The following is a 21,787-nucleotide window of genomic DNA, read 5'->3' as shown; positions in this document are numbered from 1 at the left end:
TCGAAATATTATTTTGAAGGGGTGTTGAAGTGAAAGGAAGTTTTTTATCATATAAAGAAGAAGAAAGGAATGCAAAAATTTTCTTATGGGTGCTCTATGTCATTGTTGTTTCATACCAAATTTTCTACGCAACCGTACTAGAGAATAAATCGCTAACGGATAAGGGACATAGCATACTATGGCAAGTTATTTGCGGGACTGCAATACTCGGTGTGAATGTATATTTAATAAAAAAAGAGAAAGCGAACCTTGTTAAATATACATGTGTATTTGCATACATAGGAATAGAAATCGTTAATATACTTTCGTATATGCTTTATAATGAGGCGGCATTTGATGGAGTAAATATAATAGAAATTATTTTCATCTTCTTTGTACCTATATTTTTAAATAGAAAATATTTTGTGTTTGTACTTTCGACTATTGTAGGGAAATATGTTATTTATTTATTTGTATTAAAGGAAGTAAAAGGATTTATGTTTCTCATTATGTATACACTCGTATTAATAGCGGCATATATTATTTTAAATCGATTTATGCAATACCTTTCAGCGGTAAAGGAAAGTATTAAGATCGCTAGTGAATCACAAAAATTAGCAGTAATCGGAAAAATGGCAGCGACAGTGGGACATGAAATTAAAAATCCACTTGCTTCATTAAAAGGATTTACGCAATTACAACGAGAGAAGCATGGGAAGGACCCTATTTATAAACAGATGATTTTTGAAATAGAAAATATGAATAATATGATAAGTGAGTTAATGGAAGTTGCTACATGTAAACCTACTGTTTATAAGAAACATAATATAGGCGAAATTGCATTACAAGCAGTAACAATTGTTCGCGAAAAAATGAATGAATCTAGCTTCCAGTTTATTTCTAATGTGGAAGAAAAGACGATAGAAGTTGAATGTGATGAGCGGAAAATAAGAGGAGTCTTTCTATATGTCATAAAAAATGCTCTGGAGGCAATGGAGCAAGGAGGCACATTAGAGCTACGGTTAGAAAATAAAGGACGAGATTATGTAATGCTAAGTGTAATTGATAATGGTTACGGCATTAAGAAAGAAAATTTAGCTCGTGTTAAAGAGGCCTTTTATACAACGAAACAAGATAAAATTGGCCTGGGACTTACGGTAGCGGATCGAATTGTTAACGAACACCGTGGTAAGTTACATATTTTAAGTGAAAGAGATAAGGGAACGAGAATAGATATTATTCTTCCAAAAAAGTGTGGAAATAATGAAATACAAGTGGGAGAAAAGCTAGGAGTTACCATATGAATAAAGACGATATATTTAAGAATGAAGAAATGAAGGCACTGAAAATATTTTTAAGTTTATTTTTCATTATATTTTTTGTATACGATCTTGCCTACGAATTTATTGTACCTTTAATAGGAGGAGAGCAAGAAGGAGTAGGACAATTTGAAGATGGTTTAGGTTTATGGCTTTATTTTCTAATGGTGATTTTGTTTTGTATTGGAGTATACTTCATAAAATGGAAGAATCCATTTGCAGTGAAATATATTATTCTAATTGGATATAACCTATTAGATTTCATCCATAATTTTATGATTTACTACGGTAGTGATGCTGAGTTTGATGGTGGGAATATAGTAGAAGGATTTTTTATTTTATTTGCCCCACTCTTTGTGAACAAAAGGTATTTTTGGTTAGTTCCGAGCATACTTGTTGGGAAATATGCTCTTATAGGAATCATTATTCACTCGTCACTCGTTTTAATCCCGATGGCATTATATAGCGTATTTACTATTATATGTTGGATTATGTTTTTAAGGTTTCAATCTTACATTCGCACGCTTGAGATGATGGATAAAGAAATACAACAAACAGAAAAGCTAGCAACTGTTGGGAAAATGGCTACAGTTATTGGTTACAAAATTAGAAAACCTCTAGCTAATTTAGATAAATTTGTGAATAAGCAAGCGAATAAATACCCAGAGGATAAAATATATAGCGATATTATGAAACAAGAAGTAGAACGGATTCATACAATCGCTACAGAACTTAGTGGATTTGAGAAATCTAAATCACCAGAATCAGAAATTCATAATATAGAAGAAATTATCGCTTATGTTATTCGAGTTATGGGAAAGCCTGCTTTAAATCAAGGCGTGCATATACAAGGTATTTATAGTAAAGACATACCATCGATTACATGTGATGAAAAACGATTAAAACAAGTATTTTTTAATTTAATTAAAAATGCGATTGAAGCAATGTCAGTTGGTGGAACGATTACGATTAAAGTGACTGTAGAAGATGCAATCATTATTCAAGTTAAGGATGAGGGTTGCGGCATTCCAAAAGACAAAATTCCAAAGCTAAATGAAGCCTTTTACACAACAAAAGAAACGGGAACAGGTTTAGGTTTAGTAGTTACAGAAAAAATTATTAAAGATCACAACGGTAAAATGAGTTTTGAAAGTGAAGTTGGGGTTGGAACGACGGTGAAGGTTATATTGCCGATATCATGAAAAAACATTTTAAAAAAGGAGATCACTTATTTGAGAGTGATCTCTCTTTTTTGTGGAATGAATTGTTTTAAGTGTAGGTTATAGATCAGTGATTAGAAAAATAGTGGTACAATATATGAAGGATACGAGAAGAGAGGATGAAGATTAACGTATGTACGTTACTGTAACAGAAGCAGCATATAAAAAGATTATGGATACGATTCCAAATGAAGCGAAATATATAAAGTTATTTTACGATAATGAAGGCTGCGGTTGTGTAATGAGCGGAATTATCGATTTAGTAGCTGTAGTAGAAAAAGATGAGCGCGATGTGGATATCGAATCTAGCGTAATGAACTTTATCGCAGATCGCACAAAGCTTGTATTTATGGATGATAAGTTAACAGTTGATTGGCATGAAGGTGGAGGAACTTTTCAGCTGAAGAGTCCAAGTCAATTTTATAATCCAAATATGAAGTTACATGTTCGAGTGTAAGTGAGGAAAGGTGGTTCCATAATATATTTTGGAACCACCTTTTTTGTTGATAAGTCGATATAATTCGGATTGCGCTGATATATTCGAAAAATCGCTGATATAGTTTCATGTACCAAACAACGCACACCTCTCCAGACAATACAAAGATTTTTTCACATAATGAAATGTACATATGATTGAATTTTCTGTATAATTTTATTTGCGGAGGGGATACGCGTGAGAAAATGGGGGATGGAGTTATTAATTTTAAGTGTCGTTATTATTTGGGGGATTAATTTTACGATTGCCAAATATGGACTTTTAGAATTTACAGCAATTGAGTTTACTGCAATTCGGATGATATCGGCGGCACCGCTTATGTTACTCCTTACCTTTTTTATTGAAAAGTCGGTTTACATGGAGCGAAAGGATATACCTAGATTAATCATCGTTAGCGTTGTAGGTATTGTACTGTATCAAACATTATTTATGGAAACTGTCAAATATACATCTGCTACAAATGCCTCTTTACTCATTTCTATTTCACCTATTTTTACAACTGTATTTGCGATTTTCTTGAAACAAGAAAAGTTTTCTTCTCGGAAGTTCATCGGATCTATCATTGCCTTTGGCGGTGCAGCGTTAGTTTTAGTAGCAGGACATTCACTTGCTAGTTCGTTTTACGGGAATGGGATCGGACTCATTACATCAATATGCTGGGGACTTTATCCTGTTTTAGCAAGTCCATTAATTAAAAAATATTCAGCACTACGTGTTACCGCATGGTCAGCATTAGTTGGCGCGATTCCGCTTTTATTGTTAAGTGGACCATATGTATTTATGATGCCATTTCACATTACACACGGAATGACACTATTCGCCTTACTATATTCCATTTTCTTTGTAACAGTATTTGGTTTAGTTATGTGGTATGTTGGTGTTCAAAAAATTGGTGCATCACATACGATGGTATATATGTATATAACACCGCTTGTAGCTGTCTTATTTGCAGCTGTATGGGCAAATGAATATGTATCGTTTCAACAAATAATCGGTGGAATTATTATTTTCTTTGGTCTATGGTTTGTGAAATCGGAGAAAATAAAAGTGCATTCTATTGCGGAGGAACCTATATCAAAATAGGAAAACAGATCACCTATGATCTGCTTTCCTATTTTTTTATTTTTGGTAAGAAGATGAGAAATAAGATAGCAGTAATAAGTGGAATTAAGTTTAAAAATGGAATACGGAAGAGTGTGATAAGAATAATACCTGGAAGAAGAACACCGAGGACAGCGTAGAAAATACTATGATTTTTCGTGTACCAATACAATGAAAGTCCAATAAGTGCAGGGATAATAAGGTGAATGAGAGCCATTAAAAAATAAATCATTAGATGCCCCCTTTAATTGTGTGCTTATTACATCATATCCGTATGTTCATAGATTGATATCATTTTTTTCATAAATGGACGAAAAATGTTTGAAAAAACGTCACAAATTATGAGAATATGATGTTTGAAATCTTGTATAATATTATTTTCTAAAAATATTTAAACAACATAAACGTACTGTTTATGTTGTTTTTAATTTGGGTGAAATGGGTTTAAGGAATATGGATTTGAAAGAAAATTTTGTTGGATAGATCAGAACTAACGAAGAGAGGTACAGCATGATTAGTATGTCATTAAGGTCATTTAAAATTCAATCGTATTATTTACTAGGTTTTCTTGTACTAGGATGGATGGTAACGCCGTTTTCAGCACATTTTCTAGGTGCAGGAATTGGACTTATCGTAAGTATGTATTGTGTTTGGCTTTTAGGAAGACGAATTGAGAAGCTTGGGGATAGTATCGTAAAGAAAACGAAAGCACCGACGCTCGGTATGTTTAACCGTTTTGCCGCTGCTATTTTGGGTGCTATTATTATGTACGAAATTGAGCACCATATGGTTATGTGGGCATTTGCAGTAGGGATTATGGGCGGTTATTTTTTAATTGTTGTTAATTTAGGCTACTATAGTATGAAGGATGAAAAAGAATTAACGAAGAGCTAAAAAGAGAAAAAGATAAAAGATTTCTTTTTAGATGGAATAGATGATCCAGCCACGGATAGAAGCGGTCAGAGCCTTTTTTAGCCACATGCGGTGTGAAACCAGATAGATGTAGTGAGTAGGGATATACTTTATATGCTCGAAGCCATAATTTGTCTGTGTGAAAATGGATTTACTCTAGGATAAGGGATTCAGTGATGAATAGTACAACAGGAAGCGTAACTTTGCATAAAATATAGGTTGCTGCTTCCGATAAGTTAACATGAAATCACGTATTAGTATGACCCTTATGTTCTTTAAAAAAGTTGGATATAATACAAAAAGTTATTCCGGTAATTAGAATAATGTATTTTATCGTTTCACTTGTATGCTGAAATAAATTAACGTTAAGCATTACAAGTCCCCAAACTAATTGAATTGCTCCATAGCTGAATAAAATTTTTCCTGTACGAGAAAAATTTTTCATAAGTCTCCTCCTTTCCTGTATATGTAAATTGTATCATAAAAAGCTAAAAATAAATGATTATAAAAAGAATTTTCTGCGATTTAATGAACTAAGTCACAGATGAATAGATAACATATAGAAAGAAGCTTACGCAAAAACGTAAGCTTCTTTTTTATGTAAGTGTGTGTAAACGTAAAGCCGCATTGGGTTTTGTCGGTGAGTACGCGAAACTTTACGGTTACACGACACTTATTCATATGAGTAAGGGTTATTCCAACAGAAAGTTTGTACTTAAGCGATTGGACCGCCTAAGTTAATAATGTCTTCAGAAACGCTGTCGAACTTTTTGAAGTTCGCTTTGAACTCGTTCGCAAGTTCGATTGCTTTTGCTTTGTAAGCAGCTTTATCAGCCCAAGTTTGTTCAGGCATTAACACTTCGTCAGGTACACCTGGTACGTGAAGTGGAACTTCAAGACCGAAGATGTCATGTTTAGCTGTTTCAGTTTTTGCAAGTTCGCCGCTTAATGCTGCTTGAATCATTGCACGAGTGTAGCCTAAGTTCATACGTTTACCAATGCCGTATTCGCCACCAGTCCAGCCAGTGTTTACTAAGAATACTTTCGCATCGTGTTTCTCGATTTTTTCACCAAGCATTTCAGCATAGCGAGATGCATCAAGAGGTAAGAATGGTGAACCGAAGCAAGTTGAGAATGTTGCTTGCGGAGATGTAACACCGCGCTCTGTTCCTGCTAGTTTACTAGTGTAACCACTTAAGAAATGATACATAGCTTGTTCTTTTGATAACTTACTGATTGGAGGCAATACGCCAGATGCATCAGCAGTTAAGAAAATGATTGTATTCGGGTGTCCAGCAACACTTGGCAGTACGATATTGTCGATTGCATGCATAGGGTATGCAGCACGAGTATTTTCTGTTAAAGTAGTATCGTTATAGTCTGCGATACGCGTTTGGTTATTAATGATAACGTTTTCTAAAACAGATCCAAATTTGATTGCATCGAAAATTTGTGGTTCTTTCTCGTGAGAAAGGTTTACACATTTTGCATAGCAACCGCCTTCAATATTGAATACACCGTTATCAGACCAACCATGCTCATCATCACCGATTAATTTACGGTTTGGATCAGCAGATAATGTTGTTTTACCCGTTCCAGATAAACCGAAGAATAGTGCTACGTCGCCTTCTTCACCTACGTTTGCAGAGCAATGCATAGAAAGGATATCTTGTTCAGGTAATAAGAAGTTCATAATAGAGAAGATTGATTTTTTCATTTCTCCAGCGTATTCTGTACCACCAATTAGTACGATACGTTTTTCGAATGAAACCATAATGAATGCTTCAGAGTTTGTACCGTCAACAGCTGGATCAGCTTTGAAGTTCGGTGCAGAAACAATTGTGAACTCTGATTCATGAGTCGTTAATTCTTCTTCAGTTGGACGAATGAATAATTGATGTACAAATAGATTGTGCCATGCATATTCGTTAATAACTTGAATTGGTAGGCGGTAATTGCGGTCAGCGCCTGCGAATCCTTTGAAGACGAATAACTCTTCTTTTTCTTTTAAGTATTCTAAAACTTTAGTATATAATTTATTAAAATGTTCTTCAGAAATCGGTTGATTCACTGCTCCCCAAGCAATTTTGTCAGCAACCGATGCTTCTTTCACAATAAATTTATCTTTAGGAGAACGTCCTGTATATTTTCCTGTTGAAGCAGAAACGGCACCAGTAGAAGTTAATTTCCCTTCATTTCGCATTAATACTTTTTCCACTAATTGCGGAACACTTAGTTGAATCTGTGCATTGCTTCCGTTCAATAATTCGTGTAAACCAATTTGGACATTCACAGTACTCATATTTATATACCATCCTTTTCATTTAATGAAATATTTCTCGTAATCCCCAACAAGAGTATAACACAATTATATAAATAATGTATACTATTTATTTCTTTTTGTTTGTGTGAATGCATTATTTCCTTATTAATATTTCATTCCAGGCTTATTGAGAAAAACTTTCAAGAAAATGTGAATATTAATTGACAAATGAATATCATTTCTTTAGTATAGGTTGGGACGGATACTCTCTTATCCCGAGCTGGCGGAGGGACAGGCCCGATGAAGCCCAGCAACCTCACTTGTAGTGGTAAATACAGGTGAATAGGTGCTAAAACCTGTGCGAGGCTACAGGTCTCGAACGATAAGAGCGAAGGGCAAAAAGCAGTATGCAAGTAGCAAATTAAACCTTTCCTCTATGTAAAGTGGGAAAGGTTTTTCTGTATGCTTGTGTGGGAGAATAAATGTATGTCGCAATTTGTGGCAAATTAAGGATGAGTTCCGTACAATATATACAATTACTGTAGGGAGGTTTACCACATGACAAAAAAACGTCATCTGTTCACATCTGAGTCTGTAACTGAAGGACATCCAGATAAAATTTGTGACCAAATTTCTGATTCAATTTTAGATGCGATCTTATCAAAAGACGCAAATGCACGTGTAGCTTGTGAAACAACTGTAACAACTGGTTTAGTATTGGTAGCGGGGGAAATTACGACTTCTACTTACGTAGATATTCCAAAAATCGTTCGTGAAACAATTCAAGGCATTGGTTACACACGCGCAAAATACGGATTCGATGCAGAAACTTGTGCAGTTTTAACATCTATCGATGAGCAATCTGCTGACATCGCTATGGGTGTTGACCAAGCGCTAGAAGCACGCGAAGGTCAAATGACTGACGCTGAGATTGAGGCAATTGGTGCAGGAGACCAAGGTTTAATGTTTGGTTTTGCATGTAATGAGACACAAGAATTAATGCCACTTCCAATCTCGCTTGCTCACAAATTAGCTCGCCGTTTAACTGAAGTACGTAAAGATGATACATTATCATACCTACGTCCGGATGGAAAAACGCAAGTTACAGTTGAGTATGATGAAAATGGTAAACCTGTACGTGTAGATACAATCGTAATTTCTACACAGCATCATCCAGATGTTACATGGGAAGAAATCGATCGCGATTTAAAAGAGCATGTAATTAAAGCTGTCGTTCCAGCAGAATTAATGGATGGAGAAACGAAATTCTTCATTAACCCAACTGGCCGCTTCGTAATTGGTGGACCACAAGGTGATGCTGGTTTAACAGGACGTAAAATCATCGTTGATACTTACGGTGGATACGCTCGCCATGGTGGCGGTGCATTCTCTGGTAAAGATGCAACGAAAGTTGACCGTTCTGCAGCATATGCAGCTCGTTATGTTGCGAAAAACATCGTAGCAGCTGGTCTTGCTGAAAAAGCAGAAGTACAACTTGCATACGCAATCGGTGTAGCACAACCAGTATCAATTTCAGTTGATACATTCGGCACTGGTAAAGTATCTGAAGACGTATTAGTAGAACTAGTTCGTAACAACTTCGATCTTCGCCCAGCTGGTATTATTAAAATGCTAGACTTACGTCGCCCAATTTACAAACAAACAGCAGCTTACGGCCACTTCGGACGTACTGATGTAGATCTAACATGGGAACGTACAGACAAAGCTGCAGCTTTAAAAGAGCAAGCTGGTCTATAATATATGAAAAAAAGCTTTGCGCCGTGAGCGCAAAGCTTTTTTTATTTGGTTTTATTTACGACTTGGATGCAAGAACCACAATAAACTTCTCCGTCTAGCTCAATGTACTTTTTCATATTCGTCATACCGCTCGCCGGAAATGGCATATGAATCCACGCTTTTTCATATGTTTGTATTTCTTTCCCGCAGGATTTACAAAGGATTGGTTTCTTCTTGAACATATGTAATCACCCTTTCATTTGGCGTGCTTTCCCTGCGCAAAAGGCACTGCTTAGTAAAAATAGTGTTGCGAATATAATGCTTACTAATGTAGCGTATGGAATTGCACCTTTTAGAGAAAAGCCGACAGTAATGGAAGCGACGAATAAGAGGATGAATGTTGTTGTTAGTTTTTTATAAAGTTCCATAGTGAGTGAACCTCCAAATTATTTTGTAATTTAAAATGAAATCTACTATGTGGAAAATATAAGAGGATTTAAAGAGTAGCTAATGATGTGTAGTCTAGGAGTACAAGAAAGTATATTTTCCTTTTTGTGGTTGTATATACTTATATTGTATCATGGTGTATTAGCAGCTTCATACATAATTGTGTAAAGATAGATATGATAAAATGAAGAAAAGATTTTAGGAAAGGGAAGATATAAAATGAGCGTAACTGAACATAAAAAACAAGCACCGAAAGAAGTACGTTGCAAGATCGTAACGATTTCTGATACACGTACAGAAGAGACGGACAAGAGCGGACAACTATTACATGAATTATTAAAAGAAGCAGGGCATACAGTGACCTCTTATGAAATTGTAAAAGATGATAAAGAAAGTATTCAGCAAGCGGTGTTAGCTGGTTATCATAGAGAAGATGTTGATGTCGTGTTAACAAATGGCGGTACTGGTATTACGAAGCGTGATGTGACGATTGAAGCAGTATCAGCGCTATTACATAAAGAAATTGTCGGGTTTGGTGAGTTGTTCCGCATGATTAGTTATTTAGAAGATATCGGAAGCAGCGCGATGTTAAGTAGAGCAATCGGCGGTACAATTGGGCGCAAAGTTGTCTTTTCCATGCCAGGGTCTAGCGGGGCAGTTCGTCTTGCGATGAATAAATTAATTTTACCGGAATTAGGTCATATTACATTTGAGCTGCATCGCCAATGAGTAAGTATGCTGGAATTGTATTAGCAGGCGGTATGTCGAGTCGATTTGGTGAGCCGAAAGCGTTAGCGAGTTGGCAAGGTAGTACTTTTATAGAGCATATTGTGAAAGTGATGACAAATGCGCTCCAAGAAGTTGTGGTCATTAGTCATTCTGATCTAAAAGAGCGATTAGAGGAACTTGTACAAGTTCCTGTTATAGAAGATATTCCGCATTACAAAGGAAATGGACCACTTGCTGGAATTGTATCAGGAATGGAATATATAGAAGCCGATTGGTATGCTATTATGCCTTGCGATGCGCCAAATGTTTCACAAGAATGGTTTGCCATTTTACTAGAGCAAACGAGCAATGAATATGATGCGGTTGTACCTATTATTAATGGAAGGAAACAACCGTTACTTGCAGCGTATCATAACCGTGTGAAAGAAAAGATTTATGCTTTGCTTCAGGAAGAAAAAAGAAGTATGGGCCAGCTTTTATCACAATGTAATGTGAAATATATTGCTGGTGAAGATGTGCAAGCGAATGCGGATTGGTTTATAAATGTGAACACGAAAGAAGAATATGTGCAGGCTCAAAAAGACCTTTCAAATGAATGAAAGGTCTTTTGGTATACAGAAATTGGAGAACAATTACTGTATAAAGGTATGTGAGTAAGTTGATTTTAAGGGGAATTTCTTAAAATCACTATACAGTTAAAATGCTGTATAACCATATATTAATTTTTATGGGTTTTTATAACAAGTCTGTTTAGTTATGTTTATTTTTGATATAATGAATATAGAAATAAAGCAATGTTTAACCTTATGTATCATTTATGAAACTAAAATTTATAACTGTGTAATAAACTCCCTTCGTTTTTTTGAAGGGAGTTTTTCTGTTTAAGCAAGTAATTCTGATGCGGTGTGCTGAAGGACTTCTTCATATTGGTCAAGTAACCCACGGAAAATTTCATCCCAGCTTTTTGTTTTAGCATAAGATGAAGCCGCTATGCCCATTTGTATAAGTTGTTCTTCATTTTGCAATAAAGAATGGATGGATGATAGAAATGAATCGGCATGTTTTGGGGGACAAAGAACTCCTGTTTTTCCGTCTGTAATAATATTTTTAACCCCGCCACTATTTGCACCGATGACAGGTGTACCGCATGCAAGTGATTCGAGTACGACATTTCCGAACGTTTCAGTAGCGGATGGAAATACCATGATGTTAGAACAAGCATATGCTTCAGCTAAATCCTTACCTTGTAAATAGCCAGTAAAAGTGACATTTGTTTTCGGAACAGCTTCACGTAAATTTGTTGCTAGCGGACCGTCTCCTGCGATGAGCCAATGAATGTCGTTTCGAGTATGCGTCGTTTTTACGATAAGGTGTTGCAACGTATCAATATCCTTTTCAGGGGCAATCCGTCCAACATAGGAAAGGATATGCTTCGCTGTAATATTATATTTTCTTCGGAATAGGTCTGTATTATAAGATGGATGAAAGAGTGTACAATCTACACCACGTCCCCAAATGGAGAGGGCTTGAAAGCCTTTATTTTTTAGTTGGTGTAACGTTTCAAAAGAAGGAACGAAATTTTTTTGCATATGACTATGAAACCATTTTAAATAGTTCCAAAGCATATTAGAGAGAAATTCGATTTTGTAATAGCGTAAATAAGCATCGAAATCAGTATGATAAGAACCGATAACTGGGATGTTTAACTTTTTTGCATAATACAATCCACAAAGTCCCATGTTGAAAGGTGTGGCAATGTGAATAATGTCAGGCTTAAAGGAAAGAAGTTCTCGTTTAATGCGTGGAGTAGGAAAAGAAAAGCGACATTCTGGATATAATATTGTTAACGGGATACTTCTCATCTTGTTCACATTAGCCACGAAATTATCTTCAGCTGTATGCTGAGGAGCGAAAACAGAATAGGCAATCTTTTCTTTCTGAAAATAACGTGTTAATCGTTCTAATGTTTTCGCAACCCCGTTGACTTGTGGTGTAAAAGTATCGGTAAAAATGGCGACTCTCATCATATCACTCCTTTATACGAAAAGTGGGATGAATTGATAAAAAGAGATAATGCCAGAGCAAGTGCCGAGGCACATACCGACAAATACATCAGACGGATAGTGAAGCCCTAAATAAATGCGAGAAATACCAACGCATAATGCTAATGGTAATAGAAAAATAAATAAACTTGGATTATAGCAAATAAATGGAATGAGGACAGAGAAAACGGCTGTTGTATGACCAGACGGGAAAGAGTGGTCTTTTAATGGATGGACTGGATATTTCGCATCCTGAATTGTTAAATAAGGACGTTTTCGAGGATACCATCTTTTTAATATTTGTACAGGAATATGGCTAACTGCTAAAGAAATAGCAGTTGCGATTGCAGCTTGATGCAAAGTCCCTTTTGCGAAAATTAAAAAGAAAAGTGTGAGTGCGATTGAGAAAGTAGCACCACCGATATGAGTAATATTGCTGAAAAAGATATTTAATGTCTTTTGATCAAAGTATCGGTTAATTTCTTTGAAAATGTAACATTCTATTTTATACAGTCCACTGACCTTCATGAAAATTCTCCTCCCTCGCTTACATATATATGGAGATATTAGCTTTTATTTTAATAAGATTTTATTGAGGGAGTAATAATGTTTTGTAAAGAAAAAGTTAGTTTTTATAAAAAAAGCTGCCACTTTAATGGCAGCTGGAAAAGTTACTTCTGTAATGATTTATAATACTGACCTTTTTCAACATATTGCGTGCGAATTCGCTCCATGTCTTTAAGGTCTTCCTCTGTTAATTCACGAATGACTTTCGCTGGGCGACCGAAGGCTAACGTGTTTGGCGGGATTTTCTTTCCTTGTGAAACGAGGCTTCCAGCGCCGATAAAAGCTCCTTCGCCAATTTCAGCACCATCTAATATAATAGACCCCATTCCAATTAAAGCATCTTTTTTAATATGACAGCTATGTAAAATAACTTGATGCCCAATAGTTACGTCGTCTTCTAAAATAAGAGGATACTGTGGGCTTTGGTGGAGTGTACATTGGTCTTGTACATTTACTCGGTCTCCAATGATTGTTGGTGACACATCACCGCGTATGACTGTATTAAACCAAATACTTGATTCCTCGCCAATGGAAACATCGCCTGTAATCGTAACATAGTCAGCGATAAAAGCACTACTCGCAATTTTCGGATTTTTTTCTTTATAAGGATATATCATGTAAAGTCTTCCTTTCCTAGAGACTAGTTTTAGTGTATCAAATTATGAGAAAGAGTGAAATGGAGGAGGTCCGTATGTGGAATTATGAAGCTGAGGAAGCGAAAGCTGTCGTTGTTATCGTGCACGGCGCAATGGAATATCACGGACGTTATGAAGCTGTAGCGGAAATGTGGAATCATAACGGCTACCACGTCGTGATGGGGGACCTTCCGTCGCACGGAACGACTTCAAGAAATAGAGGACATATTGATTCATTTGATGAATACATAGAGGAAGTTAAATTATGGGTGAAAGAGGCAAGGAAGTATAGGTTACCTATTTTTATATTCGGTCATAGTATGGGTGGTCTTATCGTTATTCGTATGATGCAAGAAACGAAGAGAGAAGATGTAGACGGCATTATTTTAAGTTCACCATGTTTAGGTGTAGTAGCTGGACCTTCAGCACCGCTTCAAGTTGCCTCAAAAATATTAAATGTGGTCGCTCCAAAATTGCAATTTGCAACGAATCTTACAGTGGAAATGTCAACTCGTAATCATGAAGTTCGGGACGCGATGGAGAATGATTCATTGTTCTTGCGCAAAGTATCAGTACGTTGGTATAGTGAATTGATTAAGTCTATCGAAATTGCTCATAAGAAAATAGATGATTTTCCAGATGTTCCGCTCTTGCTAATGCAAGCTTGTGAGGATAAACTTGTAGATAAAACACGTGTCCGCACTTGGTTTGATAATGTTAAAATAAGTGATAAGGCTTTCAAAGAATGGCCGAATTGTTATCACGAGTTATTAAATGAGTATGAGCGTGATGAAATTTTGAATTATATTCAGTCATTTACTGAAATACGCATCAATAACATAATAGAAACAAACAAATAAGTAATTTATTTGTACATTGAATAGAGGAGATGAAGGAAGAAGTGAACGTACCGAGTAATCCCATAACGCTCATGGCGAAAGTATACCGTGATGTGTTTCCGGTTGTACACCATGAGCTAGCGATGTGGAAAGAGCGTGCCTACCATATTCCGAATGATGAGCTTCATAGTCAGGCAATCGCAAGTATTGAGCATAAAACGTTTCATTGCGAAGGCGGTGGCATTTTAGCGCTATTAGCAAATGAGCACCGAGAGGAATGTATTCGTTTTATCGTAGCGTATCAAACGATCAGCGACTATTTAGATAATTTATGTGATCGTAGTACATCACTTGATCCAAATGATTTTGCTGCACTGCATGAATCGATGTTAATGGCATTATCACCTGAAGTAGAAGGTGGCGGTAATTATTATCGTTATCGTGATGATCAAGATGATGGTGGTTATTTAGATGAACTTGTTGAAACATGCCAAGATGTTTTAAAGAAAACGAAGCACTATGATAAAATTGCTCCTATTCTTCATGAACTTGCTTGTTATTATTGTGATTTACAAATTCATAAACATGTAAAATTAGAAGAAAGAGAACCACGATTACAAACGTGGTTTGAAGCACATAAAGAAAACTTACCTGAGATGAGCTGGTTTGAATTTTCAGCATGTGCCGGTTCTACGCTTGGAATTTTCTGTCTTGTCGCATATGCATTCCACGATGAATTACATGATGAAGATATTGCGAAAATTAGACAAGGGTACTTCCCTTACGTACAAGGACTTCACATTTTGCTTGATTATTTCATTGATCAAGAAGAAGACCGTATAGGCGGAGATTTGAACTTCTGTAGTTATTACGAAAACGAGCAAGCGATATTAGATCGTATGAAACATTTTGTAGAAGAAGCAGAGAAGAGCATTGGTGATTTGCCTCATGCGAAGTTTCATCGTCTCATAAGCCGAGGATTACTTGGTATTTATTTATCAGACCAAAAAGTATCAGCACAAAAGAATATGCACAAAATGGCACGGCGCATTGTAAAATACGGAGGCCTCACTTCACGATTCTTCTATTGGAACGGGAAGATGTACCGAAAGAAAATGGCGCAGTGATGAAGAAAACCACTCTTGTAGAGTGGTTTTTTTGTTATAATATGGTAAATGTGGTGATGGAAGTGAAGCGATTGTTTCAAAATCTATATGACAATATTGAAGTAACATTACTCGTCCTACTTTCCATTTCGTTTGTAACTGGAATGTATGTGATGATGAATAAAGCTGGTGGCCCTACAAAGATGGATTATGTAGCCCAAGTTATTATTGCATTGATTATTATAGTAGATATTGTCTTTTTAATAAGTGGTAGAAAAAAAGAAAATAGTAAATAAAAAGCATTTGTACACGAGAGTACAAATGCTTTTTCATTATGATCGTATTTTTGAAAATACATATATAAGAAGTTCAACCGCAAAAATAACTAAAACAGATAGTCCGAATAAAGGCATGACAGCGCCTAGTATAACCATCATGATAAAGAAAACGATTATGCTTTTCTTATCTCTTTGCTTTGGTGGTGCTGCTAATTTTCCTTTCGGCCTTCTTGCTAACCACATTTTTATTCCGTAATAAATGAGAAGCAATAAAGATAATGTCGTTAGTAAGCATAATATTTTATTTGGCCATCCGAATAAATGTCCTTCGTGAAGAGGGATACCGTAAGTGAACCATTGTGCAAATAAGCCATAATCACGATAGTCTGTTTTGGAAATAAGCTCTCCGCTATATTGATCAAAATAAGTTGTTATTTCTTCATTTGGTGCGACATGCATACCTGTAATACCAGAACCGCTCGATTTCGAAACAGTGAATACACCTTTCGGATCAGTTGGTAATGAGATTACATATGGTTTCTTTATTTCAATTCCTTTTTGTAATTCATCGACAGAAATTGCTTTCGGTTCATTTGAATTTGATTCAGGAGGAGCTTCTTTTCTTGTTGCCCACGGCAATTCTTTTACCTTTGATTCAGGCGGTGCCATGTACAATTTTGGATATCCAAGTGATTCATTAGAAGATGCAATTTTATAAATTTGGTTCCCCATAAATCCTGACCAAGGCAATCCAGATGCGACTAGCAGAACGAGAGGAATTGTAAATATAATACCGATAATAGAATGACGTCGTTTTGCTTTTTCTCGCTTATTGGATGCCGGTGTATTTTTGAATTGGCGTATACTCATGTACAATCCAGTCACAATTAAGAAGATTGTCCAGCATGCCGCAAGCTCTACAATATAGTTGACGACAGTGCCACCGACTAAAAGAGAACTATGTAATTCCCTCATTATATTGGCAAACGTTTCATTTGCATTTTGATCCCCAATAATTTGATTATTGCTATCTAAATACACATATTTTTGTTGCCCCGTATATTCATTTGCAATCGTAAGTCTCGTATTATAGTCCCCATTAAACTCACTAATTTTTGCCACACTATAATGCGGATATTTTTTCTCTGTTAAGGAAATAGAATCAGACATCGAAATAGATTCCGTTTGGGCGCTCTTCCCAAAATATAAATCTTTATAGATGAAATCTTCAACCTCTTCACGAAATAAATACCCAATGCCACTCAGTGACAAAGTAATAAGAAGCGGCGTAATAAAAAGCCCAGCATAAAAATGCCAACGCCAAAAAATGTAATGAAGCGAACGATTTACTTTCATACTTTCAGTTCCCCTAACCTTCCCTATATGAATAACTACGTATTTAATATAGCGAGATTAAGTGTGATTACTTTGAAAGAATTGTGAAAAATGTTAAAAGTTTTTGGATTTTCATAGGTGAGATATACAATACGTAATGCAAAGCTTAGTTGAATGAATCAGCTCTTCATCTCCTTTTTGTAGCCTGACTTGAAGCGCTTTTTGAAAACAAGTAAGGGTGGTATGAAAGTCACCCTCATCTAATTTACTTTTTCCGTAATGTTGGTAGAAGAAGTCTTCATAGGTGGGGAAGTCTGGTAGTGTTTGTAGAAGTTCCGTAAAGAGTGCATTTGCAGCAGTAAATTTTCTTTCCCAATGATATGTATGTGCAAGACGAAGTTTGTTAATAAAAATCCCTTTCATGTTGTCTATTTGTGTGTAATATTGAAGTGCCTCTTGTAAGTAATATTTACTTTTAGAAAGGTTGCCAGCGATTCGTTCATAAACACCGATTAATCCGCAGTTCTTTCCATATAACGGTCCTTCATGTAAATGTTCTTTCAAAAATGCAATCCCTTGCTTCATTTCAGCAAGGGATATAGGTTTTTCTCTAAGGTTTTCGTCAAATGTGTATCCCATTTCAAAAGGTATATTCATTGGGCCCCCCTTATAGTTTCTACATACATCCTAACAACCGCTTTCGCAAGACATTGAGCGGAATCAACAAAATCCTCACTCGCCACCACGTTCAAATCGGTACATGCGATAATGGCGGTATCGACTTCATCTCTCAATTGTAAAACGAGCGCATTCCACAATTCGCGAGCTTCTTCAACCTCTCCAGATTTAATCCAAGTAATAATTTGATTAATCATTTCCTGCCATGTTTCATGATGAATATATTCTATATTACGCTTTGCAATCCCGTCTTGATAAATACCAGCTTGAACTGTCGCTTCTGTTGCGAGAAGCGCGACTCTTTTTATATTTTCAGGAATTGTTTGTAACGTCTCATCGACTATATTTAAAACCGGAATGGAAAGAGAATGCTGTAATTCCTCAAAATAAAGATGAGCCGTATTGCACGGCATAGCGATAAAGTCTACGCCAGTACTTTCAAGTTTTTGTGCCCCTTCAATAATCGCGTTCTTCATCGCTTCATGATCAATAGGCCGATCCATATAAAATGGTGTTGGACACGAATAAATCATCATATGAGGAAAGTCCATATCATGTTTTGCTCCGTATATTGTTTGACACTTTGCTACAACTGTATCGACGAATGGTCCGGTTGATTTTGGCCCCATTCCTGCTAGTATTCCGATCATTGGTTTGTCTCCTTTAATATGTAATTAAAAACGTTTTTTGCGAACGATAAAAAGAAATAAAGTAAGTAATAAAAATGAATATACGATAGCCCAAGCTGTGAGCCATAGTGTGTGAGTCAGTATATTAAATTTGTATTGTCCAAGCATTAGAAAGCTTTCGACAGGTGGTAAAAACCATAGCAACTCTTTTTTAAACCGGATGGAGGCGATCGTTATAAGTAATATGAATGTAAGGCTAAGCCAAGCTGTGCTTGCTTTTTGAATAATATTTCTAGTAAATAAAGTTGCAATTGAAATTCCTAGTATAGAGAAAGACATGTGAGCGAGAAATCCGATTAAAAATAAAGAAACTGTCATTTCTTCATTAAACATTTGCAAAATAATTGGATAGATTACAGATATAAAAGATAACACAGAACAAATGAGAAGAGCCGTAATATATTTACCAACATATAGTGCGGAAATATTATTTGTGTGAGAAATAGTAATTTGTTCTTGGACAGGGTCTTCAGTATGAAAAATTGTGACTGTAATCCAAGCAGATAATAAATAAAGTGCGAGTGCCGTTTCCAAGTATGTCGGTACAATAGGAGTCGGTTTATATGTATATACAAAAAGTAAGCTCACAAAGTACATCGCAATAGGAGGGACGTACTTATACGATTTTGTATAGTCGAGAAAGTGATAACGAATAAGCGCAAACATAATAAACCTTCTTTCAATTTAAAAGTTAGGTTGTAGCAGTGTGATAGATGCTTTTTTATGTAATAAAAACTGAAGCATTTCATTTGTATATTCTTTTTCGATTTGTAATTGAATAAGGTTTTGATTTGAATTGTGTGCAACGTGTATAAATCCTAATTGCTTCCGTAGTTCTATCGCTGAAAATGTTTCGTGCACGATTGCTTCAATATAGACTTGTTCTGCTGCCTTTTGCACAGAGATATCTTCCGTGATTGTATGATTTGCTAACGTCACAATTCTATCGGCGAAGTTTTCTAGTAGTTGCTTTTCGTGACATGTGAAGAGTATAGATATGCCTTGTTGTTTTAATGAGAGTAAAGTATGTTCTAATTCTTGCTGAGAGTTAGGATCGAGCCCGGAAAGTGGTTCGTCTAAAATTAATAAATGTACGTCCGTAAGCAATGCTTGCATAATGCCTGTTTTTTGTTTCATGCCTTTTGAAAAGTTTCGTACAATGGAATGTCTTGCATGATGTAAATGAAAAGATTCAAGAAGCATCGGAATTTTATCTTTTAAATATTTTGTTGATAAACCGTGAATGTGGCCGAGATGATATAGATAATCCTCTAATGTAAAACGAATCCCTTCAGGAAAATGTTCAGGTACATAGCCGATTTGTATATGTTCTTTTCTTTGAAGTGTTCCTGCTGTAGGTGAAATAAAACCTGCAATTATTTTGAGTAGAGTACTTTTTCCAGTCCCGTTCCCGCCAACAATGGCGAGTGCTTCTCCTTCTGGAATGGATAAATCGATGTTGTTTAGTATAAGTGATTTGCCGTACTTCTTTTGAATTCCCCTTAGTTCTACTAGCAAATTTCTATCCTTCTTTCTTCAAATATTGTATACATCCATTATATAGGAGAATAAAAAAAAGACGTGCAGTGAGCGCACGTCTTTTTTTGTTATGTTTTGTCGATAAGTTGATATAGTGTGTCGAATCGTTGATATATTACCCCGCATTAACGGGCAGTAAAACTCCCACCTTAAAATTCGCCTGGAGCAAAGATGTTAGGTGGGAGATAAACTGCCCATAAATGCCCGATTGGTTCAACTAATAATCAGTGGGGAATGCCCCCACTGATTAAAGTTTCACTTTATCGCTTTTCAATCGCCACAATAAATGGCGGGTTATTTTGCTGGTTAATGAAGCCATATCGCAGTACATGAGCTTGTTTTTGGTCTAGTTCTTCTGCAAATTTGAGAACAGCGTCACGTTCTACTTGTCCTTCTGGGTGTCCATGGTAAATGACAAGGACGATGATTCCTTCAGGTGCCATTACTTCTAGTAATTGTTCAATTGCCGAAATTGTTGAGTTCGGTTTTGTAACGATATGCTTGTCTCCGCCTGGAAGGTAACCTAAGTTGAAAATTGCGCCTGTTACTTTTCCTTTTGCATCTTCTGGTAATACGGATAGAAGTGTATCGTGACTATCGTGAACTAAAACAGTACGTTCGAAAAGTTTTTTTTCTTTTAGACGAGTTGTTGAGCTTTCAATCGCCTCTTTTTGAATATCAAATCCAAATACTTTTCCGTTATCTCCAACGATTTCAGCTAGGAAGCAAGTGTCATGCCCGTTTCCTAAAGTTGCATCTACAGCATAATCGCCTTCTTTTACTGCCGTTTGCAGAAGTGAGCGAGCAAACGGTAATACACGTTCTAATTTCATTGTTGTTTCTCCTCATTTGCATATTTTCCTTGCCAGCTTCCGCGGCGTACAAATTCTGCATCGATGGAATTTAATACTTCCCATTTATTTAAGCTCCACATTGGGCCGATCATTAAATCAGGCGGACCGTCACCTGTGATGCGGTGCACAATTACGTCTTCTGGAATCATTTCAAGTTGGTCAACAACGAGATTTACGTAATCTTCAAGAGAAAGGAATTCTAGTTGTCCTTTTTCATATTGCTTCACCATTGGCGTTCCTTTTAATAAGTGAAGTAAGTGGATTTTAATTCCTTGTACGTCAAGCTTCGCTACTTCACGAGCTGTTTCCATCATCATGTCGTAATCTTCAAGGGGAAGACCGTTAATAATATGAGAGCAAACTCTAATGCCGTGCTTACGTAATTTATTTACGCCTTCCACGTAAGACGGGTAATCGTGAGCGCGATTAATAAGGTTTGCAGTCCGTTCGTGAACAGTTTGTAGTCCGAGTTCAACCCAAAGGTATGTGCGTTTATTTAAGTCCGCTAAATATTCAACAACATCATCTGGTAAGCAATCTGGACGAGTTGCGATAGAAAGACCGACAACGTCTTTTTCTGCTAGAAGAGGTTCGAACTTTTCTTTTAATACTTCAAGTGGTGCATGTGTATTTGTGTACGCTTGGAAATAAGCAATACATTTTCCGTCTTTCCACTTTAAGCGCATTTTTTCTTTCATTTCATGATATTGCGTTATAACATCATCGCGGCGATCGCCAGCAAAGTCACCAGATCCAGCGGCACTACAAAATGTACACCCGCCATAAGCAACTGTACCGTCACGGTTCGGACAATCGAAGCCAGCATCTAATGAGACTTTAAAGATTTTTTCACCAAATTCATTTCGTAAATGGTAATTCCATGTATGATAACGTTTATTGTCGTTTGTATATGGAAAAGGGTTTTGAACCTTCATTACTTTCCCTCCTAAGCCGAGTCAAAATGAAACAAAATCCATTATAACATACTCATAAGGTTCATATGGAAGGGACACACTAAAGGG

General features: G+C 36.2%; 26 protein-coding genes and 1 riboswitch. Of the genes, 11 read left to right on the top strand and 15 right to left on the bottom strand.

The genetic code is table 11. The features are described 5' to 3' along the window. Positions 1-29: 29 nt before the first annotated feature. The 4 genes from AC3WVA_RS05395 (at position 30) to AC3WVA_RS05380 (ending at position 4,097) form a co-directional block, all read left to right on the top strand. Positions 30-1,283, top strand: a complete 1,254-nt coding sequence (locus AC3WVA_RS05395) for an ATP-binding protein (RefSeq protein ID WP_098346803.1) — start codon at positions 30-32, stop codon at positions 1,281-1,283. Continuing rightward, complete coding sequence (locus tag AC3WVA_RS05390) at positions 1,280-2,500, top strand: ATP-binding protein (protein WP_098346804.1); 1,221 nt, start codon at positions 1,280-1,282, stop codon at positions 2,498-2,500. The genes AC3WVA_RS05395 and AC3WVA_RS05390 overlap by 4 nt, the downstream gene beginning before the upstream one ends. A gap of 151 nt (positions 2,501-2,651) precedes the next feature. Next, positions 2,652-2,975: an iron-sulfur cluster biosynthesis family protein gene (locus tag AC3WVA_RS05385; RefSeq protein ID WP_048529524.1), complete on the top strand. Its 324-nt coding sequence runs from the start codon at positions 2,652-2,654 to the stop codon at positions 2,973-2,975. A gap of 216 nt (positions 2,976-3,191) precedes the next feature. Beyond that, positions 3,192-4,097, top strand: coding sequence for a DMT family transporter (locus tag AC3WVA_RS05380; RefSeq protein WP_098346805.1), 906 nt, complete (start codon positions 3,192-3,194; stop codon positions 4,095-4,097). A gap of 28 nt (positions 4,098-4,125) precedes the next feature. On the opposite strand, the gene AC3WVA_RS05375 is transcribed toward AC3WVA_RS05380, so the two are convergent. Beyond that, positions 4,126-4,347, bottom strand: coding sequence for a hypothetical protein (locus tag AC3WVA_RS05375; protein ID WP_000639042.1), 222 nt, complete (start codon positions 4,345-4,347; stop codon positions 4,126-4,128). Between the two features lie 278 nt (positions 4,348-4,625). On the opposite strand from AC3WVA_RS05375, the gene AC3WVA_RS05370 reads away from it, so the two are divergent. Then, entirely contained in the window at positions 4,626-5,009 is a 384-nt protein-coding gene (locus AC3WVA_RS05370; RefSeq protein WP_048529521.1) for an ATP synthase subunit I, read from the top strand. A gap of 265 nt (positions 5,010-5,274) precedes the next feature. Here AC3WVA_RS05370 and AC3WVA_RS05365 read toward each other — a convergent pair whose 3' ends face one another. After that, on the bottom strand, positions 5,275-5,472 hold the full coding sequence (locus tag AC3WVA_RS05365) for a hypothetical protein (RefSeq protein WP_098346806.1): 198 nt from the start codon (positions 5,470-5,472) through the stop codon (positions 5,275-5,277). A 270-nt stretch (positions 5,473-5,742) separates the two neighbouring features. Next, the gene (gene pckA, locus AC3WVA_RS05360) at positions 5,743-7,329 is read right to left on the bottom strand and encodes a phosphoenolpyruvate carboxykinase (ATP) (RefSeq protein WP_048529517.1); all 1,587 of its coding nucleotides are present in this window, start codon (positions 7,327-7,329) and stop codon (positions 5,743-5,745) included. Positions 7,330-7,557: 228 nt separating this feature from the next. Beyond that, positions 7,558-7,679, top strand: a riboswitch (SAM riboswitch). Between the two features lie 169 nt (positions 7,680-7,848). Here pckA and metK point away from each other — a divergent pair. Beyond that, complete coding sequence (gene metK / locus AC3WVA_RS05355; protein ID WP_048529514.1) at positions 7,849-9,048, top strand: methionine adenosyltransferase; 1,200 nt, start codon at positions 7,849-7,851, stop codon at positions 9,046-9,048. A 41-nt stretch (positions 9,049-9,089) separates the two neighbouring features. Here the strand turns inward: metK and AC3WVA_RS05350 are convergent, their stop codons facing one another. Further along, positions 9,090-9,269 (bottom strand): hypothetical protein, encoded by a 180-nt coding sequence (locus AC3WVA_RS05350; protein WP_048529512.1) that lies wholly within the window; start codon positions 9,267-9,269, stop codon positions 9,090-9,092. 6 nt (positions 9,270-9,275) lie between these two features. Then, positions 9,276-9,455 carry a hypothetical protein gene (locus AC3WVA_RS05345; RefSeq protein WP_000424805.1) on the bottom strand — a complete coding sequence of 60 codons (180 nt, stop codon included), beginning with the start codon at positions 9,453-9,455 and terminating at the stop codon, positions 9,276-9,278. A gap of 238 nt (positions 9,456-9,693) precedes the next feature. Between AC3WVA_RS05345 and AC3WVA_RS05340 the strand changes: the two genes are divergently transcribed. Next, positions 9,694-10,203, top strand: coding sequence for a MogA/MoaB family molybdenum cofactor biosynthesis protein (locus AC3WVA_RS05340; RefSeq protein ID WP_000117134.1), 510 nt, complete (start codon positions 9,694-9,696; stop codon positions 10,201-10,203). Continuing rightward, positions 10,200-10,802, top strand: a complete 603-nt coding sequence (locus AC3WVA_RS05335; protein WP_098346807.1) for a molybdenum cofactor guanylyltransferase — start codon at positions 10,200-10,202, stop codon at positions 10,800-10,802. Before AC3WVA_RS05340 ends, AC3WVA_RS05335 begins: the two co-directional genes overlap by 4 nt. 282 nt (positions 10,803-11,084) lie before the next feature. Here the strand turns inward: AC3WVA_RS05335 and AC3WVA_RS05330 are convergent, their stop codons facing one another. From AC3WVA_RS05330 to AC3WVA_RS05320, 3 genes are all read right to left on the bottom strand, one after another. After that, complete coding sequence (locus AC3WVA_RS05330; protein ID WP_098346808.1) at positions 11,085-12,227, bottom strand: glycosyltransferase family 4 protein; 1,143 nt, start codon at positions 12,225-12,227, stop codon at positions 11,085-11,087. A gap of 12 nt (positions 12,228-12,239) precedes the next feature. Next, a complete protein-coding gene (locus AC3WVA_RS05325) occupies positions 12,240-12,773 on the bottom strand; it encodes a phosphatase PAP2 family protein (protein ID WP_492321816.1) in 534 nt (177 codons plus the stop codon). Between the two features lie 143 nt (positions 12,774-12,916). Next, positions 12,917-13,429: a gamma carbonic anhydrase gene (locus AC3WVA_RS05320; protein ID WP_098346810.1), complete on the bottom strand. Its 513-nt coding sequence runs from the start codon at positions 13,427-13,429 to the stop codon at positions 12,917-12,919. A gap of 74 nt (positions 13,430-13,503) precedes the next feature. Between AC3WVA_RS05320 and AC3WVA_RS05315 the strand changes: the two genes are divergently transcribed. From AC3WVA_RS05315 to AC3WVA_RS05305, 3 genes are read left to right on the top strand one after another with little or no spacing between them, the layout of a single operon-like run. Next, entirely contained in the window at positions 13,504-14,307 is an 804-nt protein-coding gene (locus tag AC3WVA_RS05315) for an alpha/beta hydrolase (RefSeq protein ID WP_098346811.1), read from the top strand. A 41-nt stretch (positions 14,308-14,348) separates the two neighbouring features. After that, entirely contained in the window at positions 14,349-15,413 is a 1,065-nt protein-coding gene (locus AC3WVA_RS05310; protein WP_048529503.1) for a tetraprenyl-beta-curcumene synthase family protein, read from the top strand. Positions 15,414-15,454: 41 nt separating this feature from the next. Then, positions 15,455-15,688 carry a hypothetical protein gene (locus tag AC3WVA_RS05305; RefSeq protein ID WP_492321827.1) on the top strand — a complete coding sequence of 78 codons (234 nt, stop codon included), beginning with the start codon at positions 15,455-15,457 and terminating at the stop codon, positions 15,686-15,688. Positions 15,689-15,724: 36 nt separating this feature from the next. Here AC3WVA_RS05305 and AC3WVA_RS05300 read toward each other — a convergent pair whose 3' ends face one another. The 7 genes from AC3WVA_RS05300 to mnmL all read right to left on the bottom strand — a co-directional run bounded on the left by AC3WVA_RS05300 (position 15,725) and on the right by mnmL (position 21,700). After that, complete coding sequence (locus tag AC3WVA_RS05300; protein WP_098881638.1) at positions 15,725-17,026, bottom strand: PepSY-associated TM helix domain-containing protein; 1,302 nt, start codon at positions 17,024-17,026, stop codon at positions 15,725-15,727. A gap of 111 nt (positions 17,027-17,137) precedes the next feature. Continuing rightward, positions 17,138-17,662, bottom strand: a complete 525-nt coding sequence (locus AC3WVA_RS05295; RefSeq protein ID WP_195756116.1) for a hypothetical protein — start codon at positions 17,660-17,662, stop codon at positions 17,138-17,140. Next, the gene (locus AC3WVA_RS05290) at positions 17,659-18,333 is read right to left on the bottom strand and encodes an aspartate/glutamate racemase family protein (protein WP_098881636.1); all 675 of its coding nucleotides are present in this window, start codon (positions 18,331-18,333) and stop codon (positions 17,659-17,661) included. The genes AC3WVA_RS05295 and AC3WVA_RS05290 overlap by 4 nt, the downstream gene beginning before the upstream one ends. Before the next feature lie 24 nt (positions 18,334-18,357). Further along, the gene (locus AC3WVA_RS05285) at positions 18,358-19,038 is read right to left on the bottom strand and encodes an ABC transporter permease (RefSeq protein WP_098346815.1); all 681 of its coding nucleotides are present in this window, start codon (positions 19,036-19,038) and stop codon (positions 18,358-18,360) included. Positions 19,039-19,056: 18 nt separating this feature from the next. Next, on the bottom strand, positions 19,057-19,890 hold the full coding sequence (locus tag AC3WVA_RS05280; RefSeq protein ID WP_195756117.1) for an ABC transporter ATP-binding protein: 834 nt from the start codon (positions 19,888-19,890) through the stop codon (positions 19,057-19,059). A gap of 281 nt (positions 19,891-20,171) precedes the next feature. Next, positions 20,172-20,744 (bottom strand): tRNA 5-(aminomethyl)-2-thiouridylate-methyltransferase MnmM, encoded by a 573-nt coding sequence (mnmM, locus tag AC3WVA_RS05275; protein ID WP_048551221.1) that lies wholly within the window; start codon positions 20,742-20,744, stop codon positions 20,172-20,174. Further along, positions 20,741-21,700: a tRNA modification radical SAM protein MnmL/YtqA gene (mnmL, locus tag AC3WVA_RS05270; protein ID WP_098346817.1), complete on the bottom strand. Its 960-nt coding sequence runs from the start codon at positions 21,698-21,700 to the stop codon at positions 20,741-20,743. Before mnmL ends, mnmM begins: the two co-directional genes overlap by 4 nt. Positions 21,701-21,787: the final 87 nt, after the last annotated feature.

It is taken from the genome of Bacillus sp. EB106-04-02-XG92, assembly GCF_058791995.1.
Note: the sequence above shows the minus strand (reverse complement) of the source record. Positions and strands in the feature narration are given on the sequence as shown.